Source organism: Ruegeria sp. F5 (genome assembly GCF_056533845.1).
The window spans coordinates 1-21,098 of record NZ_JBQFOU010000003.1 but is presented as its reverse complement, the minus strand read 5'-3'; the positions used below and the strand labels follow the sequence as shown (position 1 = coordinate 21,098).

The window sequence follows — 21,098 nt, the reverse complement described above, 5'->3', positions numbered from 1 at the left end:
CCTTAAGCGTTTGCTGGCTTTGCCGAGGCGCCGCCATTTTTGATCGCCCAGTTGGCGTTGGTCTTGATCCCGCCCAGCGGGAAGAAGTGCACGTTGGTGATGTTGAAATCCGGGTTGGCCGCCTTGTGGTTGGCCAGTTCGGTGACAACATCGGTCGGCTCGTACGGCAGCAGCAGCTTGGACACGTCCATCGCACGCTTCTGCAGAACCTTCAGCGAAGGGCCAACACCGCAGGCGATGGCGAATTTGATCAGCGTCTGCAGCTTGGCCGGGCCTGCAATACCGATATGGATCGGCAGGTCGATCCCTGCTTCTTTCAGGCTGTCGGCCCAGGCGATGATCGGCTTGGCGTCAAAGGCAAACTGGGTCGCCAACGCCATTTCCGCGTCGGTGGTTTCCGAGAATTTCTGTTTCCAGCGCAGCGCGTCCTCGACATTTTTGGTCGAGCCGTCGGGGTCGATATCCTTGTTCCCTTCGGGGTGACCCGCCACATGCAGGCGCTTGAAGCCTGCCTTGTCGAACAGGCCACTTTCCAGCAACTGCATCGAGCTGTCGAAATCGCCATGCGGATTGGCAACGCCACCGGCCAGCAGCAGCGCCTGTTCGACGCCCGCTTCGCCTTGATACATGGCGATCCAGTTCTCCAGCGTCGCCGCGTCCTTGATGATGCGCGCCGGGAAATGCGGCATCACCGGATAACCGTCAGCAGCGAGGCGCTTGGCGGTTTTCACCATATCCTCGATGGGTGTACCCTCGATATGGGCGATGTAGACGCGGGTGCCTTCGGGCAGCAAAGCGCGGAAATCTTCGACCTTTTCGGCGGTGCGGGGCATCACCTCGATCGAATAGCCTTGCAAAAAGGCTTCGACGGTCGGATTCACGGGGCCGTTTTCGACCACATCACGTTTCTTGAAGTTCAGCAAAGCCATCGCGGCCTCCCATAGCTGTCTCGGGCTCATGCCCAACCGTCATTGGCGATCAGAGCCTTGATGCGGTCCTGATCGTATTCCGTTTCCAGACGCAACGCTTCGGCCTCGGCAATCTCGGACGGATCGCCCTCGACTGCGAAAGGTGCAGCTTTGCGCCATTCGGCCAGGTAGGCATCACTGTCCTTGGCGTTCACTTTCATGGCCGCACGGTCGATGGCTTGCTCGAACCGCTCCTCCAACTGCCGCTTGGCGCCACGCCGGCCTTTGCCGACGATGACTTGGGCGGGAATATCGCGCCAGTAAACGATAGTGACGTCAGGCATCTGCGTTGATTCCTCCTAACCAGATGGGCCGGTTCTAAACGGCAATATGGGTTTGGGTCGGTCGATTTTCGACACCCGGCGCTTTTCCAGCGACGTTTTTGTCCACGATTGCGTACCGGGCTTTTAGCCAATTCCGCCGGGATTGCGCATATCAAATTTCTCAACCTTTCCATGAACGCCTTGCATAACGACGAAAAACCCCGGACAGCGGCTGCTGTCCGGGGCGTTTTTCTGGCTGATTCCGGTCTTAACCGACCAGGCCACCATCTTCGCGGGTGATGGCGATGATTGCGGAACGCGGCACTGCATCACCACCTTCCGGCCAATGGCTGTTGCCCTTTTCACCGGGGTGCTGAATGCCGACGAACATGGTGCGACGATCCGGCGACCAGCTCAGGCCGGTGACCTCACACTCGTTCGGACCAACCAGGAAGCGGCGGATTTCACCGGTGACGGGGTCGCCAGCCAGCATCTGGTTGTTGCCCTGACCGACAAAGTCGCCTTCGTTGCCATAGTTGCCATCGGTCTGAATCCACAGCAGGCCGTTGGTGTCGAACTTCAGGCCATCGGGCGAGTTGAACATGTTGTCGGCGTTCACGTTGTCGGACCCGCCATAGGCGTCCTGATGAACGTCCGGGTTGCCTGCCAGAACATACAGATCCCAGCCGAAGCCCGACGCGGTGTGGTCACCCCCTTCGGGACGCCAGCGCACGATCTGGCCATAGTGGTTTTCGTTGCGCGGGTTCGGACCGTTGGCCGAGGTGTCGTCGCCCCCGGCATTGGGCTTCACGCCACGGTTCTTGTTGTTGGTCAGGCAGCAATAAACCTCGGGCGCGTTCGGGTTCGAGGCAACCCATTCCGGGCGGTCCATTGTCGTAGCGCCAACTGCCGAGGCAGCTTGACGGGTGTGAATGCTTACCTCGGCTTGCGAGGCCAGACCAGTAGTTTCGGGCGTCAGGTCAAGCCACTCGCCGGTGCCGTCGTCGTTGAACTTGGCGACCGACAGCGTCCCGTTTTCCAGCAACGCGTTGGTGTCCACCCCGGCGGCATAGACGCCATCCGACACGAAGCGATACAGGAACTCGCCCCGCTCATCATCGCCCATATAGACCACGACGCGGCCATCATTGTTGACCACGGCATCCGCATTCTCGTGCTTGAACCGACCCAGGGCGGTCAGCTTGCGCGGGGTCGAGGTCGGATCGGTCGGGTCGATTTCCACGACATAACCTGCGCGGTTTGGCTCGTTCGGGTTTTTCGAGACGTCGAAACGGTCGTCGATCTTGGCCCAGCCGTAACCCCAGTCGCTGGCCGATACGCCATAGCGTTTCAGTTCCGGGCTGACCTCGTGGTTTTCGTCAGCCGCCGAGAAGTAGCCGTTGAAATTCTCTTCACAGGCCAGATAGGTGCCCCAGGGGGTCATGCCGTTGCCGCAGTTGTTCCAGGTGCCTTTCGCCGAGGTGCCCGACGGATCAGCAGCCGTTTTCATCAGGTCGTGACCGGCCGCCGGGCCTGTCAGTGCCATGTCGGTCTGCGGCGTGATGCGGCGGTTATAGGGGCTGTCTTTGACGATGCCCCACTTGCCGTCGGTGTTGGCAATCTCGACCACGGTGACACCATGGGCCATCATGCCCTTTGCGACGTCATCATCTGACGCTGCTTTGGCATCAGGGTTGTTGCCCCACAGAATGTCACGGTTGGTGTATTCGTTGTTCACCACCAGCAGAACGTGACCGTCATGGAAAAAGACATCCTGACCATCGGTGTTGTCGCCAAAGGCGCGCTCTTGACTGGCTGCGGTGCCGCGGGTCGCGGGGTCGAATTCTGGCGCATCGGACCAGAGCGGATCGCCCCAGCGCACCATGACCTCGGCCTTGTAGCCGGGGGGCACGATCACCTCGTCCGCAGTCGAGACCGGGATAGCCTCGAACGAAAAACGGTCGGCTGCAGCACGCGCACCGGTTGGTAGAATCGAGCCGCCAACTGCCGCAAAGCTGCCCATTGCCAGAACGCCGCCCATGAACCCGCGACGCGACAGGGCGCGTTCCACCACGCGATCAAAATCGCATTCTTCGGGCCGGGGATTTACGACTTCGTCGAATTCATCGAAGGAAAGTGTGCGCTCATCTTTCATGGCAGACTCCGTATCTGGCTGTAAGCTGGTAAAGAATCCCGTGTCGGGTTCCGCAGATGCCCTTCGCATCTGAGTGTGAACGGTATGTGACAGTCACGTTAATTTCAATTTTGAAATCACTTGCACGTCGGCGACGCCCCGCCTAGGGTCGGGGTAACTCGAAAATCGGAGGGCGTTACGAATGGCGCCCAAGCGTCCCAAAGGTGCGGGCGCGTTCCCGAAGGCGGTCGAAAGCCCCGCGCCGGCAAGACCCGATCCAGATGCGTTATATGCGGCGCTGGATCTGGGGACAAATAGCTGCCGCATGTTGATAGCCCAGCCCAAGGGCAGCGGGTTTCATGTGGTAGACAGCTTCTCCAAGTCCGTCCAACTGGGGGCCGGACTGGAACGGACCGGACGGCTGTCGCGGGCGTCGATGTCGCGCACCGTTCAGGCGCTGCGCATCTGTCAGCAAAAACTCAAGCGCAACAAGGTCAAACGGATGCGACTGATCGCGACCGAGGCGTGTCGGCGGGCCAAAAACTCGCGCGATTTCATCCGGCAGGTCAAGCGCGAAACCGGCCTGACGCTGGAAATCATCCAGCCCGAGGAAGAGGCCCGTCTGGCGGTGATTTCCTGCGCGCCGCTGGTGTCGACCAAGACCGAACAATTACTGGTCGTGGACATTGGCGGCGGCTCAACCGAACTGGTCTGGATTGACATCTCATCCGTTCCGCGCCGCGACCGCCCGGCAGCGATCATGCGCTTGCACAACGGCTTTCACACCGCCGACAGCCCCTTTCCGGCGGCCAAGGTCGTGGACTGGATCAGCGTCCCACTGGGCGTGGCGACGCTGCGCGATCAGTTCCACGATGTTGAAGACGACGCCGCCCGCTTTGCCCTGATGAGCTGGTTTTTCGAAGAAAACCTGGCCGACTTCGCCCCCTACAAGGACGAACAGGCGCGCGAGGGGTTCCAGATCGTCGGCACCAGCGGCACAGTGACGACGGTGGCCGCGTCTCATCTGGGATTGAAGCGCTATGACCGGACCAAGGTGGACGGTTTGCGCATGACCAGCGATCAGATTGACAAAGTCATACGCGGGTATTTAGAACTCGGCCCTCACGGGCGACGCCGGGACCCTCGGATTGGGGATGACCGGCAGGCCCTGATCATGTCCGGCTCGGCCATTTTGCAGGCACTGCTGCGCTGCTGGCCCACCGATCGCCTTTCCGTGGCGGACCGGGGGCTGCGCGAGGGCTTGCTTTATGCACAGATGAGCGCGGACGGTGTATTGGAAGACGGACCGTTCTGATGGCGAAGACACCGACCGGCAAAAACACCTCGGGCCGCGGGCAGCGCGACCTGAAGGTCAAGGTGAAAACTGCGCGCGGGCGCAAGCTCAGTTCGACCCGTTGGTTGCAGCGGCAGTTGAACGACCCTTATGTCAAGCGCGCGCAGGCCGAAGGGTATCGCGGGCGCGCGGCGTTCAAGATTCTGGAACTGGATGAAAAGTTCCGGTTCCTCGTGCCTGGCGCGCGCGTGGTGGATTTGGGCTGCGCGCCGGGCGGCTGGCTGCAGGTCGCGGTGAAACGGGTCAATGCACTGGGCGAGAAATCGGGCAAGAAAATCGGCACCGTTCTGGGCATCGACCTGCAAGAGGTCGAACCCGTCGCCGGGGCCGAGGTGCATGTGCTGGACTTCATGGAAGACGACGCCGACGACAAGGTGAAGGACTGGCTGGGCGGCAAGGCGGATGTGGTGATGTCCGACATGGCAGCGGCCTCATCCGGGCACAAACAGACCGACCATTTGCGCATCATCGCCCTGTGCGAAACGGCGGCCTATTTCGCATTTGATGTGCTTGAGGAAGGCGGCACCTTTGTCGCCAAAGTTCTTGCCGGAGGGGCCGAGGGCGATCTGCAGAAGCTATTGAAGCAAAAGTTCGAGAAGGTGGCCAACGTCAAACCGCCCTCTTCCCGGTCGGACAGTTCCGAGAAATTCGTCGTCGCAACCGGTTTTCGCGGCTAGGCTTGGCCGTCCAGCGCGATCTGATCTCCGGCAAGTCGCTGTTCCCGCAAGGACGCGGTGGCCATCCCCTGCAGCAGCAAAGCCTCGCCGTGGTTCAGGTCAATCGGCTTGCGCGCGCGCAATTCCGCGATGCGTTGATCAAGCGAGACCGGCGCTTTTGGGATCTTCGATTGTTCCGACATGGATCACCTTTCAGCAGCATCGGCAGTAATGCTACCGGTGAAATCTGCCGGTAAAATGGCCCAAAACAGGCGCTGTGGTGCCGGATCAGGGACCAAGCTGAGTGGAAAGCTGCCGGAGTGTCGGATCATCAGGCAGTCGTTCCAACCCCTCTTGCACGACCTCGCGGGCCGCGTCCGGGCCGCGATTGATCGCGGCCAGTTGCACCAGCATCGGCCACGCCTCGGCTCGTTGCGGGTCGAGCGTGACCACCTCGCGAAACGCCTGTTCCGCCGCAGGCGCGTTGCGGAAGGTCAGCGCCATCCCGCCCAGAACCAGATGCGTCTCGGGGAAATCGAGTCGGTTCGACATAGCTTCTTGCCATTCCGTCATGCTTTGGCCCGCCAGCGCCTGCTGGTCCGGTGTGAGGGCTTGCAGCGGAATGTTCAGGAACTCTTTGGCTGCCGCGATCCGCACATTGCGCATCGGGTCCGATAGCAAGGGTTCAAGCCGCTGCACCTGATCTGAAACGCTGGCCTGCCGCTGCAACGGGGCGGCGTTTGCGCGGATCAGGGGATCGTCTTCGTCCAAAAGCGGGGCCGTAGCAGCCGCCAGTTCGGGCGATCCGAAGGGCTGCAACAGATACGCCGTCGTCGCACGTACGATACCGGGTTGCGCAGGATCGGATGCGAGGGCCAGAAGGCCTTCGGGGCTGTCTGACTGTCCCGCCATCGCAGGGGCAAAAACAGACCCGTAATGCGCAGCCCGATGGTTGGGCTGGGGAAACCAAGCCTCGATCTGCCGGGCGGCCCAGCCCTGCGTTTCATCCTGATGGCAATCGGCGCAGGCATCTTCGCCCAGCCCAAGATCGGGGCGCGGCACCCGGAAGCTGTGATCGCGCCGCCCGTCCACGCCCATGTAGACCCGCTGGATCATATGGCAGCTTTTGCACTGCGCGCCGTCGCTGCCATCCGGGTGATGATGATGCGCAGGTGTGTCGTAATCCTTCAGGCTCAAAGACGAAAAGCCCGGATTGCCCGCTGGCGAATGGCACTGCGTGCACACCCCGTTGCCATCCGCTTTCAGGGTGGCGCTGTGCGGCTCGTGGCAATCCATGCAGCCGACGCCCTTGGCATACATCCTGGACTGCAGGAACGAGCCATAAACATAGACCTCATCCAAAATCTGCCCGTCCGGTTGGTACAGACCGGGCCGCAGCAGGGCCAGGTTATAGGCATCGTGATAGGGCGTTCCGGGCAGCGGGTTTCCATCCTCATGCGCCTCGCGCCGCGAATGGCATCCGGCGCATTGCTGGATTTCCGTTTCAGTCTGGCCCCTGCCCCAAGACATCGAGAACCCATACTCGTTCACGCTCGCGGGCAACTGCGCCCCCTCAACCCAGTCGATATGCGCCGAGCCGGGTCCATGACAGGCCTCGCACCCGACACCGATCTCGGCCTGCTGAGAGCGATAGGTCCGCGTTTCGGCATCATAGTTCTTCTGGAACCCCGTGGCATGACACTCGGCGCAGCGGGCGTTCCAGTTCTTGTAGGGGCCGGTCCAGTGCAACCCGTCATCGGGTGGCAGGTCCTGATCGGGGTACAGATGGAACCATTGTCGCTTTTCGGTATCCCAGACCACATCAAAGCTCTGCAACCGCCCCGGTTCGGTTTCGAACAGGTACTGCTGCAAAGGTTCCACCCCGACAACCGAGTGCACCTTGTATTCGGTTGTCACGCCATCTTTTTCCGTGACCTCAGCCAGATAGTTCCCGCCCTGCGTTCGGAAATTGACGGACATGCCGTCATGGTCGAACCCGGTGCCGTTAAAATCAGCCTGAACCGAGTCACCGTTCACTTCGGTCCAGGCCAGCGCGTGGTGCGATGTTTCCCAGGCTTCGGCCTCATCCTGGTGGCAGTCTGCGCATTGGTTCGAGCCAACATAACCCGGCGTTTGCGCAAGGGCCGCAGCGGGCACCAGCCACATCGCAAGGGCAAGTGCTCTCATGAATCATACGCCTCGGACTGGTTGAGAAGATCCATCAACGCCCCGTTATACTCGGCCCCGAGGATCAGGATCGCCGCGCAGAGATACAGGAAAATCAGCGCCGCCATCGCCCCCGCCAGCCCGGCATAGGTGGCGCTGTAGGTTGCGAATTGGGCGATATAGACCGAAAACCCCCACCCTCCGGCCCCCAACAGGGCGAGGGTCAGCAGGACGCCCGGCAGGATTTGCGTCAGCTTGTGGCGGCGGGTTGGCAGTATGAGATGCGCCAGAAATATCGTCCCGATGGGCACGGCGACGGTGAAGGTCCAGCGCAGGCGGTCAACCGACAACCAGTCCGACACATCGACATCGGTGTGCCGGGTCACCAACTGCGTATAGACCGGCAGAACAACCTCGACCGCGGCGATCAACAGAATGGCCGCGCCGCCCAGAAGAACCAGCCCGATGCACAGCAGGCGCGTTTTCCAGAATGGCCAGCTGTCGTAGTCATGATAGGCCTGATTCATTGCGGCACGCACCGCGGCGACGCCGTTCGAGGCAAAGTAGACCGCAAGCAAACCACCCAGGGTGATCACACCCGACCCGGACTCGCTCAGCACCGCGCGCAGTTCGGACACGATGGGGGTGGCAACGTCTTTGGGCCATGCGCCAAAGATCAGCTCGATCAGTTCGTCGGTGACGTATCCCTGCGACAGCGAGCCCGCCAGCGCGACGGTGAACAGCACAAACGGAAACAGCGCCATCATCATCGACATGGCCACATGGCTGCTCATGACAAAGCCGTTTTTGGCGTTGAACCGGCGAAAGGCCAGCCAGAACGCTTTGACAAAACGGCCTATCGGGGGATTCGCGGGTAAGGTCATAACCAAAGCCTACCGCGCCCGCCGGAAACACATAACCCGTTTTGGATGAAAAACCCGCCCACAAATACCTGACCGCATTGCATAAACCCACCGGCCTGTGCAGGATCGGTGCAGGCTGACCCATCACGGGGGCAGCGCACTGGCGGCAACACAGGGCTTGGGATGACGTCCGATCAACACGACATAGCGGATCAGCCAAGGCTCAAACTGCCGGTTGTGCGCGATACCTGCATTGTCGCCACGCTGGTTGTGCTGGGGCTTTATGCCGGGTCCGCCTTTCTGATACCGCTGACCATGGCGCTGTTGATCAACGTGCTGATCATCGCGCTCAGCGACCGGGTGATCGCCCTGACACGGGCCCCGGTCTGGCTGGCCAATATCGCGGGCGTCACCGTGGTTCTGGCCGGTCTGTTCATGATCATGTACATTCTGGGCAGTCAGGCCACGCAGTTCGCGCGGGGCATCAATACCTATGAGAACCAGTTCGACGGGGCCGTTGACCGTGTGGCCGGGCTGATCGGCAACGACGTTACCAAGTTCATCCGGGACAATCTGGTCAGCATCGACATGTCTTACGTGGCCCGGATTCTGCTGGGCAGCGCGACATCCCTTCTGAACCATTTCTTTCTGATCAGCCTCTACGTCGCCTTCCTGATGGCCGAGCGTCTGGCCTTTCGCAAAAAGATCCAACTGGCCGCAGGCAGCCCGCAAACAGGGGCCGAGTTCGCTTCGATGCTGGACGCGATTTCGTTCAGCCTGCAGCGTTATGTCGGCGTAAAGACCTTTATCAGCCTTGTGACCGCCGGGATCAGCTATGCCGTGTTCCGCGCGCTGGGGCTGGAATATGCCGAGACTTGGGGCGTTCTGACCTTTGCGCTGAACTTCATCCCCTCGATCGGGTCGATCATCGCCGTGATTTTCCCGGCAATGATCGCGCTGGTGCAGTTCGAAAGCGTGGGGCCGTTTTTGATCATCGTGCTGGGCTGCGGCACGATCCAGTTCATGATCGGCAATTTCGTGGACCCGGCGATGCTGGGCCGGTCGCTGAACATGTCCACCTTTCTGGTGATCCTGGCGCTGATGTTCTGGACCACGATCTGGGGCATGATCGGCGCGTTCCTGAGCGTGCCTTTGACCGTCTGCATCCTGATCGTGTTCAGCCACATCCCGGCGCTGCGCCCGATTGCGATCCTGATGTCTCTGGACGGCAGGCTGACTGACGATGGCCAAACGCAATCCGCAGACTGACCGATGCAGGAACCGCTGTTCATCGGATCGGAATTCTATCGTCATTCGACCTACGGATCGAAACATCCCCTTGCCATTCCCCGGGTTTCGACCGTCATGGACCTGTGCCGCGCACAAGGCTGGTTGACCGCTTCGAACTATCGCGTCAGCCCCTGTGCAAAGCCCGACGCGCTGACGACCTTTCACACGCCCGACTACATCGCGGCACTGCAACGGGCCGAGAAGGATCAGGCCGTCTCGGAACAAACGCGGCAGAGGTACGGGCTGGGCACCCTCTCCAACCCTGTATTCGCCGAGATGTACCGCCGCCCCGCCACCGCTGCCGGAGGGTCCATGCTGGCAGCCGAGCTGATCAGGAACGGCGGCATCGTCTACAACCCGGCGGGCGGCACGCATCATGGACTGGCGGATCGGGCCAGCGGGTTTTGCTATCTCAACGACCCGGTTCTGGCGATCCGGACACTGTTGAATGCAGGACTTGACCGCATCGTCTATGTAGACATCGATGCCCATCACTGCGATGGCGTCGAGGCCGCGTTTCGCGGCTCGACTCAGGTTCGCATGATCTCGGTCCACGAGGCGCGCAGATGGCCCTTTTCCGGTACGCTTGCGGATGACGCTGACGGCGCGGCGTTCAATCTGCCGGTCGAACGCAACCTGAATGACGATGAGTTCCGCGCCATCCTCGACCAGTTGATCCTGCCCGCAACCGAAGGGTTCAACCCTCAGGCCATCGTCCTGCAATGCGGCGCGGACGCGGTGGCCGAGGACCCTCTGTCCCGCCTAACACTTTCGAACAACGCACATTGGGCGACCGTTGCCAGCCTGCGCGATATGGCCCCGCGCTTTCTTGTGCTGGGCGGCGGAGGGTACAATCCCTGGTCTGTGGCAAGGCTGTGGAGCGGCGTCTGGGCGACCCTCAACAAGATCGACATTCCCGATGCCCTGAACCCTGCCGCACAATCCGTTCTGCGCGATCTGACGTGGAACCGCGCCGCCGGAAAACAGCCACCCCGGCATTGGTATGAAACCCTGCGGGATGGTCCGAATAACGAGGAAATCCGCCCTCAAATCCGGGCCAATTTACAAACGCTTGTAAGCCGTTTGTAATGCAAATCCCGGCGCTCAGGTCTGACAGCTTGCGATCAGGGCACGTCTGTCTTTAAGTCGGATGCGGCCATAGCCAAGCTCGATCAGGTCCATGTCCGTAAGCCGGTGCAGGCTGCGATGCAACGTGGGTTGCGAGACGGCAATCATCTGGGCCAGTTCCTCTTGCGGGATTATGATCCACCCTTCCGATTTCGGCCTGCATTCGTCCAGATGAAGCAGGCGCAATACAAGCCTTTTCTCTGTCCCGGTCACGGCCAAATTCGCCAGAATACGCAGCGCGGTTTCCATATTTTCGTGTGTCAGCGCATAAAAGTCCCGGATATAATCAGGGTTTCGGCGGACCATCTTGTTGATGCGTGAGTTGGGGAAGAACAGCGTCAGCGTATCCTGCGTGGCCGCAACGCTGATCAGTCTGAGCGCTCCTGCGAACAGGGCCAGATCCCCGATCCAGAACCCGGCGCCTTCGCGGTGCAGGACAAATTCCTGACCATCATCCGCCGGAGCCTTGATCTGCACACCGCCACGCAGAACCGCATAAATGCCGTCTGCAGTATCCCCGTAATGATAAATCGCTTCACGTGCCGCAAAACTCTTGGAAATTCCGCATTCTAACAGGTCTTGCTGAAACGCCCCGGACCGCTCGCCAAACCAGCCACCCGCCTGCAAGAGCTTCAAATTATTAGATTTATCTAGCATTAGAAGTTTCCAATATCATCATTTGATAGGTTTTCTATGCCTAACATAGCCTAAGGTGAATGTATTCCAGCCCCGGAAATGCACATCCGGGGCTGAATCACTTTCCGGCCGTTTGTAGGGCTTATCCAGCGGTCGCCATTTTCTTTAAGTCTTCGGGTCCTCCGACCCCCGTTCTCAGATCAGGAGAAAACCATGTCACCACCCCGTTCGATTGCAGACCGCTGGCGCAGCACCTTACGCCGGTTCGCCGTGGCATCCGCCGCTGTCGTGCTGGCCCTGCCAGCCTGGGCTCAGGATCAGAAGCCGAACATTCTGGTGATCTGGGGCGACGATATCGGGCAATCCAACATCTCGGCCTATACGATGGGGCTGATGGGGTATCAGACCCCGAATATCGACCGCGTCGCGAAAGAGGGCATGATTTTCACTGACTACTACGGTGAGCAATCCTGCACCGCCGGTCGGTCGTCTTATATCATGGGGCAATCTGTGTTCAGAACCGGCCTGTCCAAAGTTGGCCTGCCCGGGGCCGATCTGGGTATGCAGGTCGAGGACCCGACCATCCCGGCGCTGTTGAAGGACCACGGCTATGTCACCGGTCAGTTCGGCAAAAATCACCTTGGTGATAAGGATGAACATCTGCCGACAAACCACGGATTTGACGAATTTTTCGGCAACCTCTACCACCTGAATGCAGAAGAGGAACCGGAAAACGAAGACTATCCGGGCGATGCCGTTCTGCCCGACGGGCGCACCTTCCGCGAGGCTTATGGCCCGCGCGGTGTGATCAAATCCAGCGCCGGTGGCGAAATCGAAGACACCGGCCCGCTGACCAAGAAACGCATGGAAACCGTTGACGACGAAACCGTCGCCGCGGCCATCGATTTCATCAAGAGCGCGCATGAGCAAGGACAGCCCTTCTATGTCTGGTGGAACGGAACGCGCATGCATTTCCGCACGCATGTGAAGGATGAGATGCGCGCACAGGCCAATGAGATCGCAGGCCGTGTTGCGGATGAATACACCGCAGGCATGATCGAACATGACATGCATGTAGGCCAGCTGCTGGACCTGCTCGATGAGTTGGGCATCGCCGACAATACAATCGTGCATTATTCCACCGACAACGGCCCGCATATGAACACATGGCCGGATGCAGCGGCGACTCCGTTCTGGGGCGAAAAGAACACCAATTGGGAAGGCGGTTGGCGCGTTCCGTCGATGGTGCGCTGGCCCGGTCGGATCGAGGCAGGCTCGGTCACCAACGAAATCGTGCATCATATGGACTGGCTGCCAACCTTTCTGGCCGTGGCAGGCGATCCGGACATTAAAGACAAGCTGAAGGCCGGCTATAGTTCCGAAGGTATGGGCCGCGACTACAAGGTTCATCTTGATGGCTACAACATTCTGCCGCTGCTGACCGGAGAAACCACGAAAAGCCCGCGTCGTGAGATTTTCTATTTCTCGGACGATGGCGACCTGACGGCGCTGCGCTTTGACGATTGGAAGCTGATCTTCCTCGAGCAAAAGGCCTGGGCTACCCTGCGCGCATGGATCGAACCGTGGACCGAGTTGCGGATTCCGCTGATCGTCAACCTGCGCCGGGACCCGTACGAGCGGGCCTACAGGACCTCGAACACCTATTACGACTGGCTGCTGGATCGGGCTTATTTCCTGGTGCCCGCACAGCAATATGTCGGGACGTTCCTGTCAACTTTCCAGGAATTCCCTCCGCGCCAGAAGGCTGCCAGCTTTAATCTGGAACAGGTGATGGAAAAGCTGAACACGCCGACAAATAACTGAGTGCGGTTCACGAGCAATCAAAGGGCCACCAGTTGAACGGCGGCCCTTTTCAGATTGAGAACAAAGGGAATTCCCATGAAACACCTGATGCTTTCCGCCTTCGTGTCAGCCGCGCCCCTGACTTTGCTGGCAGACCCGCTGCCAAGCTGGACGGCCTCGGGATCAAAAGAGCAGATCGTTGCATTTGTCGATGCAGTGACGGACCCGGACAACGCCGACTACGTCACCCCTGCCGACCGGATCGCCGTTTTTGACAATGACGGCACACTTTGGGCCGAGCAGCCGGTGTATTTCCAGTTCATTTTCGCCATGGACCGGCTGGCGGAACTGGCGGAACAGGACCCGTCTATCCTGGCGACCCCCGCTTTGAAGGCGGCAGCGCAAGGTGATGTCGCCACGGTTCTACAGGGCGGCCATGTCGCGCTGATCGAGGTGGTGAATGCCTCGCATTCAAACATCAGCGTGGACGACTTTCAGGCGTCGGTTGCCGACTGGCTGGACACAGCGCGCCACCCGGATACCGACCTGCCCTACCATCAGATGACGTATCAGCCGATGGTCGAACTGCTGCGCTATCTGCGCGATGAGGGGTTCAAGACCTATATCGTGTCCGGCGGTGGCCTGCATTTCATGCGGGTCTTTGCGGAAGAGGCTTACGGCATCCCGCCCGAGCAAATCCTCGGCACGTACGGCACAACGACCTACGAACAGGTCAACGGCGTTCCCACGGTGGTCAAGGCGCCCGGCATCGCCTTCATCGACGACAAGGAAGGCAAACCGATCAACATTGAACGCACCATCGGCAAACGCCCGATTCTGGCCGGGGGCAACTCGGACGGCGATTTTGCCATGATGGAGTGGACAACAGCCGGGGACGGCCCGCGTCTGGGCGTGCTGATCCACCACACGGATGCCGGGCGTGAATGGGCCTATGACCGCGAAAGTCCCATTGGGAAGCTCGTCGATGGGCTGGATAAGGGGCCTGATATGGGCTGGGTCATTGTGGATATGGCGCAGGACTGGTCTCGTATCTACACTGGCGGGAACTGAACCCGTCGGAGTCGCCTAACCTCATGTGGACATTATTGGTTTCCACCTTCGTTTTCGCCCTCTACGTCACGGCGGTGGTGTTTTCGATCCGCGCGGCGCAAACCGCGCGGACGCCACAGGGCGCGGTAGGTTGGGTGGTCTTTCTGATCTCTGCCCCGTTTGTTGCGGTGCCGCTTTACCTGTTTCTGGGCCACCACCGGTTTCGCGGCTATCGGATCGCCCGGCAGGAAAGCGAGCAGGTTGTCGAAGGGATCAAAACCTTCGCCGACTATTCCAAGCCCGACCCGTCAACCATGTCGATCAATCCCCGCCCTTTCGAGCTTTTGGCGCATCTGCCCGTCTCGCGCGGGAACGGGGCCGAGTTGCTGATCGACGGGCAAGCCACGTTCGACGCCATTTTCGAAGCGATTGACTCGGCGCAGAACTACATCCTGATCCAGTTCTACATCGTGCGCGACGATGCGCTGGGCCAAAAGATGCAGAACAAGCTGATCGAGGCGGCGAAGCGTGGCGTGCATGTCAGGTTCATGACCGATGCGGTGGGCAGCTATGGCCTGCCGAACGAATATCTGGAAACCATGCAAAACGCCGGGATTGACGTTGCAAACCCCCGGGATCAGCGTGGGCCCAACTTCCGGTTTCAACTCAACTACCGGAACCATCGGAAGACTGTGATCATCGACGGGGAAACCGGGTTTATCGGCGGCCACAATATCGGGGTCGAATACCTTGGGCAGAACCCGCATTTTGGCCGCTGGCGCGACACGCATCTGAAAATGACCGGCCATATCGTTCGCCAACTGCAGCTGATCTTCACCGAGGATTGGCACTGGGCCCATGACGAAGACCTGATCGACCATCTGGACTGGGCCGGCAGCGAATCTGAGCAGGACATGAACGCCCTGCTGGTTGCAACGGGTCCGGGGGATGAAACTGAAACCGGTGCCATGATGTTCTTTTCCGCCATTGCCGAAGCGAAAGAGCGGGTTTGGATCGCCTCCCCCTATTTCGTTCCCGACATCGACATCATGACCGCCTTGCAGCACGCCGCCATGCGCGGTGTCGATGTTCGTATCCTCGTGCCCGAAGTAATCGACCACCGCCTGCCCTGGCTGGCGGCCTTTGCCTATTTCGACGAAATCCGCGACTGCGGCGCGCGGGTGTTTCGTTATACCGATGGCTTCATGCACCAAAAGGCGTTCGTCATAGACGACACTTTGGCTGCGGTCGGGACCACCAATCTCGACAACCGCTCGTTCCGCCTGAACTTCGAGGCGATGGCCCTGTTCTTTGACTCCCGCGCCGCTCGGGCCACGGAAAACATGCTGTTGACGGATTTCGAAGCCAGCTATGAACTGACACGCTCGCTGGACCAGCAACCAAGGCACATCCGGTTCGGAGCCCCACTGGCCCGTCTGTTCGCGCCCATTCTCTAGGAAAAGAAGTTTTCCTGAAACACTCTGGTCATCAGGGCCACCATATAGGCGGTCGAAAGGCCAAAGGCCAAAAGCCCCGCGACCGCCGCGAAAGACCCGAAGATGCGCAACGCGTCACCCAGAACGATATCGCCATATCCAAGGGTCGTGAATGTCACCAGCGAGAAGTAAATTGCGGTATTCCAGTCCGGCAGAACCTCGAGCAGCATCCAGACAATCGCCCATATCCAGACCTGAATCGTGTGCGTCAACACGATAAAAGCCAGCGCAATGGCAATTGGCCCGGCGGTGCCCACGAAGATACCGCGCTCGGCCTTTTTGGCCTCCATCTTCATGATGACAACGGTGCACCAGGTCAGCAGCAGAATTTCAACGATGAAGCACAGACCCAGAAAGACACTGCCGAGGAATATCTGATTTGGCAATGTCATGTTTTTACGTCCTGAATTACGTTACGGGATGCTCAGGGCAGAATGACCGCTTGGGCGTTTGCGCACAAGCCCGATCCGCACGGAACCCATCTGCGGCGAATGGCACCGGGTGCAGGTCTGCACTGGACACTCTGCCAACTTGTTGCACATCTTGCAGGGCAAGACGGGGCAGACCATGCTGTTGAATATCGACCGAGTTCAGAAATCCTATCCCGGCGGGCGGCCCGTTCTGCGCGACGTTTCGCTGACGCTGGATCAGGGCCAGACGCTTGCCCTGACCGGGGAAAGCGGCAGCGGCAAGAGCACGCTGCTGAACCTGACCGCCGCGCTGGACGGTTTTGACGGCGGCGAGATCACGCTGGATGGAACGCCCCTGTCCGCGCTCGACGATGCGGGCCGCGCGGCGTTGCGGCGGCGAAGCGTCTCGCTGGTGTTCCAGCAGTTCAACCTGATCCCGTCGCTGACGGTCGCGCAGAACCTCTCGTTTCACGCGCGTTTGGCCGGTTGCCCTGATGCCGAATGGGCGGCGCATCTGGCGGACAGGCTGGGTCTGACGGATTTTCTGGATCGCTACCCCGAAACCCTTTCGGGCGGGCAGCAGCAGCGCGTCGCGATAGGCCGGGCCATGGCCTCGCGCCCGAAATTGCTGCTGGCGGACGAACCCACCGGCAATCTGGACGAAACGGCCAGCGCCAATGTTCTGGACTTGATGCTGTCGCTTGTGGCCGATACCGGGGCCGCGCTGCTGCTGGTGACGCACTCGCAGGACATCGCGGCGCGGCTTGACCGAAGGGTGCATCTGTCAGGCGGGCATGTTCAATGACCGCTGCGGTCATACAGGCGCTGCTGTCTCATTGGGCGGCCCATCGCCTGCAACTGGCGACCCTGCTGATCGGTATCGCGCTGGCCACCGGGCTTTGGTCGGCGGTTCAGGCCATCAATGCCGAGGCCCGCGCCAGCTATGCAAGGGCAAACGCCCAGCTTGCGTTCGGCCAGTTTGACGAGTTGCGCGACCCCTCGGGCCCGATCCCCCTGTCGCGATATATCGACCTGCGCCGCGCCGGTTGGCAGGTCGCCGCAGTGCTCGAAGGCCGGTATCGGGCAGGCCGGCGCAACCTGCGCCTGATGGGCGTGGACCTTGTGACCTTTCCCGCCCTGCCCGCGGTCACCGAAACGGAGCAGAGCGCAAACCCGCCCGGCCCCGCCGACATCCTGACCGCCCCGGGGCGCCTTTTGGTGTCGCCCGACCTTGCGCCAGTGCTGCGCGATCAGGACGATCTGCCGCCGATCCTGACCACCTCGGCTTTGCCGTCCGACATCATCCTGACCGACATCGGCGTTGCCGAAGTGCTGTTGAACCGACCGGGCGAAATATCTCGGCTGGTGGTCCTGCCGGACCAGCCCCGCACCCTACCCCCTCTGTCCGAGATCGCGCCCGAGCTGGAGCGGATCAACCCAACCGCTCAGGTAGATACGGCGCAATTGACCGACAGTTTTCATTTGAACCTGACGGCCTTTGGCCTGCTGTCCTTTGCCGTCGGGTTGTTCATCGTGAACGGCACGGTTGGTCTGGCCTTTGCCCAGCGGCGCGGCATGATCCGAACGCTGCGTGCGCTGGGTGTGTCGATGCGGCGGCTGGTCTGGCTGATCCTGGCCGAACTGACCCTGCTGGCGCTGATCGGCGGGATACTGGGTCTGGTTTTGGGCTTTTTCCTGGCCGGAGCCCTGCTGCCCGATGTGGCCGCAACCCTGCGCGGTCTCTACGGCGCGCCCGTCAGTGGGGAGTTGTCGCTGCAACCGGCATGGGCCGCCGCCGGTATCCTTATGGCCGTTGCGGGCACTCTGCTGGCCAGCGGGCACGCCCTTTGGCGGTTGTCCCGCATGCCGCTTTTGGCCGGACCGGGCCTGCAGGCCTGGCAAGGCAAAGCCGCCGCTCGGCGCCTGACCGGGATCGCGGGCCTTGCTTTGATCATCGGCGGGGCCATCGCATATGTCAGTGTCGGAGGGTTGCTTGCCGGTTTCGCCCTGTTGGCCGGACTTCTGACCGGCGCAGCGCTGCTTTTGCCCGTCTTCCTGTCCTTCGCCCTGTCCTTATGCGCGCGCGCCGCAAAGGGGCCGGTTTCACAATGGGTCTGGGCCGATATGCGGGCGCAATTGCCGGGGCTTTCACTGGCCCTCATGGCGCTGCTGCTGGCGCTTGCGGCCAATATCGGCGTCGGAACGATGGTGTCCAGCTTTCGCCTCACCTTCGTCGGCTGGCTGGACCAGCGCCTGACCGCAGAACTCTATGTAACCGCAGAAGACGCGCAACAAAGCCGCGAGATGTCCGAGTGGTTGCGCCCACAGGTCGACGCAATCCTGCCGATCCGGAACGTGGAACTGGCCCACGAAACAGGCCCGCTGTTTCTGTACGGAGTCGTTGATGACCCGATTTACCGCCAATACTGGCCCCTGATCGCGTCGTCACCGGGTGTCTGGGATCAGGTCATGACCGACAGGGCCGTTCTGATCAACGAACAGCTTGCCCGCCGCGCCGATCTGTGGCCCGGCGATACCCTGACCCTAGGCGATGGTCATACTCTTCCGATCACAGGCGTCTATTCCGACTATGGAAACCCCACCGGGCAGGCCATCGTCTCGATGCGGCAGCTGGACCGGATCGCCCCCGGAACCGAGGCCCGGCGTTTTGGCATTCGGATGGATCCGGCGAACGCAACCGGGATGGCGCAAACCCTGAGGGATCGTTTCGCCCTGCCCCGTCAGGCCGTCATCCAGCAAGCGGCGATGAAAGCGCAATCGCTGGCGATATTCGAGAAAACCTTTGTCGTCACCTCGGCCCTGAACGTTCTGACGCTTGGGGTGGCGGGCTTTGCCATCCTCACCAGCCTGCTGACCTTGTGGACACAGCGCCTGCCGCAGATTGCGCCGGTCTGGGCGCTGGGTCTAAATCGGGCACAACTGGCGCGACTCGAACTGTTGCGCAGTGTGTTGCTGGCCGCGTTAACGGCCTGTCTGGCCCTGCCCTTGGGCTTAGTGCTTGCGTGGGTGCTGCTGGCGGTCATCAACGTGCAGGCCTTTGGCTGGCGCTTGCCAATGTATGTGTTTCCGTGGGACTGGCTCTACCTGTTTCTTCTGACCCTTCTCGCCGCGTTGATCGCCGCCGCCCTGCCCGCGCTGCGATTGCTGCACCTGCCCCCTGCCGATTTGCTAAGGGTGTTTGCCAATGAACGTTAAGCCCCTCCTGACAGCGCTGTTGCTTCTGCTCCCGGTCGCAGGCTGGGCGCAAGGCTACGCCAACCTCGGAGGCTCCGCCGAAGGCTTCGCCATCCCGCAGCGCGGTTATCAGTTCGATTTCCCCGCAGATCACGGGCCGCACCCAACCTATCGGATCGAGTGGTGGTATCTGACCGCAAACCTGCAAGGCGAAGACGGGCGCGACTATGGCATCCAGTGGACGCTGTTTCGATCGGCTTTGAAGCCCGAGGACACGCACGGCTGGCAAAGCCCGCAACTCTGGATGGGGCACGCGGCGCTGACAACGCCAAAGGTCCACTATTTCGCCGAACGCTTGTCGCGCGGCGGTATCGGTCAGGCCGGTGTGACAGCAACCCCGTTCGAGGCCTGGATCGACGAATGGCGCATGGCAGGCCCGGATTTCGACACCTTGACCCTGACCGCGAACGGGCATGATTTTGGATACGACCTGTCCCTGAAGGCCCAAGGCCCGCTGGTCTTTCATGGAGATTCGGGTTTTTCGGTGAAATCCGCCGATGGTCAGGCCAGCTACTACTATTCGCAACCGTCCTACGCCGTCGAAGGTGTCCTGCACCTGCCTCAGGGCGACGTCGCTGTCACCGGCAATGGCTGGCTTGACCGCGAATGGTCCTCGCAACCTCTGGCCGGGGACCAAAGCGGCTGGGACTGGTTTTCGCTGAGTTTCGACGATGGCGACAAGCTGATGGCCTTTCGCCTGCGGGGCGCGCGCGGGGATTTTACGGCTGCCACATGGATCGACGCAGACGGCAATGCCACAGCCCTGCCCGATGGCTCGGCGCGGTTCACCCCGCTTGAAACCGCCCACGTCGCCGGGCGGGATGTCCCCGTGCAGTGGCGCGTCGCGCTGCCGGATCGCGGTCTGGATGTCGAAGTTTCCGCCCTTGTGCCTGACGCATGGATGGCGACCCGATTCGAATACTGGGAAGGCCCGGTCAAGGTGTCCGGGTCGCATCACGGGCGCGGCTATCTGGAGATGACTGGGTACTGACCGGGCCCGCCCCTTACCGGACCACGTAGACAGACACATCCGAATGCCGCACCACCCGGGCTGCGTTCGGACCCAGCAGGTAATCCTTGAGGTCGGGTTTATGCGCGCCGATGACGATCAGGTCTGATCCGGCCTCTTTGGCCGTATGCAAGATCTCCTGATACGCGCTGCCGGTGGCAACCACGTGGCGGACCGAGGCGTTGCGCGCCTCGCCCAGTGTCGATGCGCAGGCGGCGATCAGCTTCTCATGCGCGGTCTCAACCGCCTTTTCATGAAAGCTGGCATCGAAAAAGCCCGAGACCCAGCTTTCCCCGAAGTCCGGCAGCACGGTCACGACATCCAACTGCGCACTGTCCAGATCGGCCAGTTGGGCCGCGCGCTGCAATACGTTCGCATCCAGATCGTCATTGCTGATATCCACGGCGCAGAGGATGGATTTTGTCATGGTGTTACCTCTTGGTCAGTGGTGCGTGCGGCGCGGCCGCGCTGCAGGAAGGCGATGAGGGCCAGCAGCAGCAGCGCGGGGATGAACATCAGCTCTTTCGGCGGCTGGTTCTGCGGCGCCTGTACGCTGGTGATGCGGACGGGGTCGTCGGCGTAGTAGTCGAACATGTCCAGCTCATCGCCGACCGGGG

Annotated in this window: 20 protein-coding genes; 10 read left to right on the top strand and 10 right to left on the bottom strand. The window is 60.9% G+C overall.

Translation table 11 applies throughout. The features are described 5' to 3' along the window. Nucleotides 1–2 precede the first annotated feature (2 nt). From ACR0K1_RS05000 to ACR0K1_RS04990, 3 genes are all read right to left on the bottom strand, one after another. Nucleotides 3–929 (bottom strand): methylenetetrahydrofolate reductase, encoded by a 927-nt coding sequence (locus ACR0K1_RS05000; protein ID WP_480611162.1) that lies wholly within the window; start codon nucleotides 927–929, stop codon nucleotides 3–5. 26 nt (nucleotides 930–955) lie between these two features. Continuing rightward, entirely contained in the window at nucleotides 956–1,252 is a 297-nt protein-coding gene (locus ACR0K1_RS04995) for a virulence factor (RefSeq protein ID WP_480849053.1), read from the bottom strand. 247 nt (nucleotides 1,253–1,499) lie between these two features. Continuing rightward, a complete protein-coding gene (locus ACR0K1_RS04990; RefSeq protein ID WP_480611063.1) occupies nucleotides 1,500–3,386 on the bottom strand; it encodes a PhoX family protein in 1,887 nt (628 codons plus the stop codon). Between the two features lie 181 nt (nucleotides 3,387–3,567). Here ACR0K1_RS04990 and ACR0K1_RS04985 point away from each other — a divergent pair, with 181 nt between their 5' ends. After that, nucleotides 3,568–4,680 carry a Ppx/GppA phosphatase family protein gene (locus tag ACR0K1_RS04985; protein WP_480611066.1) on the top strand — a complete coding sequence of 371 codons (1,113 nt, stop codon included), beginning with the start codon at nucleotides 3,568–3,570 and terminating at the stop codon, nucleotides 4,678–4,680. Beyond that, on the top strand, nucleotides 4,680–5,396 hold the full coding sequence (locus ACR0K1_RS04980; protein WP_480611069.1) for an RlmE family RNA methyltransferase: 717 nt from the start codon (nucleotides 4,680–4,682) through the stop codon (nucleotides 5,394–5,396). Before ACR0K1_RS04985 ends, ACR0K1_RS04980 begins: the two co-directional genes overlap by 1 nt. Here ACR0K1_RS04980 and ACR0K1_RS04975 read toward each other — a convergent pair. The 3 genes from ACR0K1_RS04975 to ACR0K1_RS04965 form a co-directional block, all read right to left on the bottom strand. After that, nucleotides 5,393–5,578 carry a hypothetical protein gene (locus ACR0K1_RS04975; RefSeq protein WP_480611072.1) on the bottom strand — a complete coding sequence of 62 codons (186 nt, stop codon included), beginning with the start codon at nucleotides 5,576–5,578 and terminating at the stop codon, nucleotides 5,393–5,395. The genes ACR0K1_RS04980 and ACR0K1_RS04975 overlap by 4 nt on opposite strands. A gap of 85 nt (nucleotides 5,579–5,663) precedes the next feature. After that, nucleotides 5,664–7,562, bottom strand: a complete 1,899-nt coding sequence (locus ACR0K1_RS04970; RefSeq protein WP_480849050.1) for a multiheme c-type cytochrome — start codon at nucleotides 7,560–7,562, stop codon at nucleotides 5,664–5,666. Continuing rightward, nucleotides 7,559–8,425, bottom strand: coding sequence for a YihY/virulence factor BrkB family protein (locus ACR0K1_RS04965; protein WP_480849048.1), 867 nt, complete (start codon nucleotides 8,423–8,425; stop codon nucleotides 7,559–7,561). Before ACR0K1_RS04965 ends, ACR0K1_RS04970 begins: the two co-directional genes overlap by 4 nt. A 162-nt stretch (nucleotides 8,426–8,587) precedes the next feature. Between ACR0K1_RS04965 and ACR0K1_RS04960 the strand changes: the two genes are divergently transcribed. Both ACR0K1_RS04960 and ACR0K1_RS04955 read left to right on the top strand, forming a co-directional pair. Continuing rightward, complete coding sequence (locus tag ACR0K1_RS04960) at nucleotides 8,588–9,673, top strand: AI-2E family transporter (protein ID WP_480611079.1); 1,086 nt, start codon at nucleotides 8,588–8,590, stop codon at nucleotides 9,671–9,673. A gap of 3 nt (nucleotides 9,674–9,676) precedes the next feature. Continuing rightward, entirely contained in the window at nucleotides 9,677–10,783 is a 1,107-nt protein-coding gene (locus ACR0K1_RS04955; RefSeq protein WP_480849046.1) for an acetoin utilization protein AcuC, read from the top strand. A gap of 15 nt (nucleotides 10,784–10,798) precedes the next feature. Here ACR0K1_RS04955 and ACR0K1_RS04950 read toward each other — a convergent pair whose 3' ends face one another. Continuing rightward, on the bottom strand, nucleotides 10,799–11,479 hold the full coding sequence (locus tag ACR0K1_RS04950; RefSeq protein WP_480611084.1) for a Crp/Fnr family transcriptional regulator: 681 nt from the start codon (nucleotides 11,477–11,479) through the stop codon (nucleotides 10,799–10,801). Nucleotides 11,480–11,671: 192 nt separating this feature from the next. Between ACR0K1_RS04950 and ACR0K1_RS04945 the strand changes: the two genes are divergently transcribed. The 3 genes from ACR0K1_RS04945 (at nucleotide 11,672) to cls (ending at nucleotide 15,768) form a co-directional block, all read left to right on the top strand. Continuing rightward, the gene (locus ACR0K1_RS04945; RefSeq protein ID WP_480611087.1) at nucleotides 11,672–13,282 is read left to right on the top strand and encodes an arylsulfatase; all 1,611 of its coding nucleotides are present in this window, start codon (nucleotides 11,672–11,674) and stop codon (nucleotides 13,280–13,282) included. Nucleotides 13,283–13,357: 75 nt separating this feature from the next. Further along, nucleotides 13,358–14,332 (top strand): HAD family hydrolase, encoded by a 975-nt coding sequence (locus ACR0K1_RS04940; RefSeq protein WP_480611090.1) that lies wholly within the window; start codon nucleotides 13,358–13,360, stop codon nucleotides 14,330–14,332. Nucleotides 14,333–14,355: 23 nt separating this feature from the next. Further along, on the top strand, nucleotides 14,356–15,768 hold the full coding sequence (gene cls / locus ACR0K1_RS04935; protein WP_480611092.1) for a cardiolipin synthase: 1,413 nt from the start codon (nucleotides 14,356–14,358) through the stop codon (nucleotides 15,766–15,768). Here the strand turns inward: cls and ACR0K1_RS04930 are convergent. Further along, the gene (locus ACR0K1_RS04930) at nucleotides 15,765–16,199 is read right to left on the bottom strand and encodes an ion channel (RefSeq protein WP_480611095.1); all 435 of its coding nucleotides are present in this window, start codon (nucleotides 16,197–16,199) and stop codon (nucleotides 15,765–15,767) included. The two genes, cls and ACR0K1_RS04930, sit on opposite strands and share 4 nt — an antisense overlap. Nucleotides 16,200–16,374: 175 nt before the next feature. Between ACR0K1_RS04930 and ACR0K1_RS04925 the strand changes: the two genes are divergently transcribed. Genes ACR0K1_RS04925 through ACR0K1_RS04915 form a run of 3 tightly spaced genes read left to right on the top strand, consistent with a single transcriptional unit; the run spans nucleotide 16,375 to nucleotide 20,463 of the window. Then, complete coding sequence (locus ACR0K1_RS04925; protein WP_480611165.1) at nucleotides 16,375–17,022, top strand: ABC transporter ATP-binding protein; 648 nt, start codon at nucleotides 16,375–16,377, stop codon at nucleotides 17,020–17,022. After that, entirely contained in the window at nucleotides 17,019–19,433 is a 2,415-nt protein-coding gene (locus tag ACR0K1_RS04920) for an FtsX-like permease family protein (protein WP_480611097.1), read from the top strand. The genes ACR0K1_RS04925 and ACR0K1_RS04920 overlap by 4 nt, the downstream gene beginning before the upstream one ends. Further along, nucleotides 19,423–20,463, top strand: a complete 1,041-nt coding sequence (locus ACR0K1_RS04915) for a lipocalin-like domain-containing protein (RefSeq protein ID WP_480611100.1) — start codon at nucleotides 19,423–19,425, stop codon at nucleotides 20,461–20,463. The genes ACR0K1_RS04920 and ACR0K1_RS04915 overlap by 11 nt, the downstream gene beginning before the upstream one ends. Nucleotides 20,464–20,476: 13 nt before the next feature. On the opposite strand, the gene ACR0K1_RS04910 is transcribed toward ACR0K1_RS04915, so the two are convergent. Together ACR0K1_RS04910 and ACR0K1_RS04905 are read right to left on the bottom strand one after the other, a co-directional pair. Next, nucleotides 20,477–20,908 carry a universal stress protein gene (locus ACR0K1_RS04910; RefSeq protein WP_480849041.1) on the bottom strand — a complete coding sequence of 144 codons (432 nt, stop codon included), beginning with the start codon at nucleotides 20,906–20,908 and terminating at the stop codon, nucleotides 20,477–20,479. Beyond that, nucleotides 20,905–21,098: DUF3394 domain-containing protein (locus ACR0K1_RS04905; RefSeq protein WP_480847925.1), on the bottom strand; the 194-nt coding region annotated here is incomplete at its 5' end. The genes ACR0K1_RS04910 and ACR0K1_RS04905, both read right to left, overlap by 4 nt.

Coding starts and splice junctions, on each gene's coding strand:
- ACR0K1_RS05000 (WP_480611162.1), bottom strand. CDS start 929: ATGGCTTTGCTGAACTTCAAGAAACGTGATGTGGTCGAAAACGGCCCC.
- ACR0K1_RS04995 (WP_480849053.1), bottom strand. CDS start 1,252: ATGCCTGACGTCACTATCGTTTACTGGCGCGATATTCCCGCCCAAGTC.
- ACR0K1_RS04990 (WP_480611063.1), bottom strand. CDS start 3,386: ATGAAAGATGAGCGCACACTTTCCTTCGATGAATTCGACGAAGTCGTA.
- ACR0K1_RS04985 (WP_480611066.1), top strand. CDS start 3,568: ATGGCGCCCAAGCGTCCCAAAGGTGCGGGCGCGTTCCCGAAGGCGGTC.
- ACR0K1_RS04980 (WP_480611069.1), top strand. CDS start 4,680: ATGGCGAAGACACCGACCGGCAAAAACACCTCGGGCCGCGGGCAGCGC.
- ACR0K1_RS04975 (WP_480611072.1), bottom strand. CDS start 5,578: ATGTCGGAACAATCGAAGATCCCAAAAGCGCCGGTCTCGCTTGATCAA.
- ACR0K1_RS04970 (WP_480849050.1), bottom strand. CDS start 7,562: ATGAGAGCACTTGCCCTTGCGATGTGGCTGGTGCCCGCTGCGGCCCTT.
- ACR0K1_RS04965 (WP_480849048.1), bottom strand. CDS start 8,425: ATGACCTTACCCGCGAATCCCCCGATAGGCCGTTTTGTCAAAGCGTTC.
- ACR0K1_RS04960 (WP_480611079.1), top strand. CDS start 8,588: ATGACGTCCGATCAACACGACATAGCGGATCAGCCAAGGCTCAAACTG.
- ACR0K1_RS04955 (WP_480849046.1), top strand. CDS start 9,677: ATGCAGGAACCGCTGTTCATCGGATCGGAATTCTATCGTCATTCGACC.
- ACR0K1_RS04950 (WP_480611084.1), bottom strand. CDS start 11,479: ATGCTAGATAAATCTAATAATTTGAAGCTCTTGCAGGCGGGTGGCTGG.
- ACR0K1_RS04945 (WP_480611087.1), top strand. CDS start 11,672: ATGTCACCACCCCGTTCGATTGCAGACCGCTGGCGCAGCACCTTACGC.
- ACR0K1_RS04940 (WP_480611090.1), top strand. CDS start 13,358: ATGAAACACCTGATGCTTTCCGCCTTCGTGTCAGCCGCGCCCCTGACT.
- cls (WP_480611092.1), top strand. CDS start 14,356: ATGTGGACATTATTGGTTTCCACCTTCGTTTTCGCCCTCTACGTCACG.
- ACR0K1_RS04930 (WP_480611095.1), bottom strand. CDS start 16,199: ATGACATTGCCAAATCAGATATTCCTCGGCAGTGTCTTTCTGGGTCTG.
- ACR0K1_RS04925 (WP_480611165.1), top strand. CDS start 16,375: ATGCTGTTGAATATCGACCGAGTTCAGAAATCCTATCCCGGCGGGCGG.
- ACR0K1_RS04920 (WP_480611097.1), top strand. CDS start 17,019: ATGACCGCTGCGGTCATACAGGCGCTGCTGTCTCATTGGGCGGCCCAT.
- ACR0K1_RS04915 (WP_480611100.1), top strand. CDS start 19,423: ATGAACGTTAAGCCCCTCCTGACAGCGCTGTTGCTTCTGCTCCCGGTC.
- ACR0K1_RS04910 (WP_480849041.1), bottom strand. CDS start 20,908: ATGACAAAATCCATCCTCTGCGCCGTGGATATCAGCAATGACGATCTG.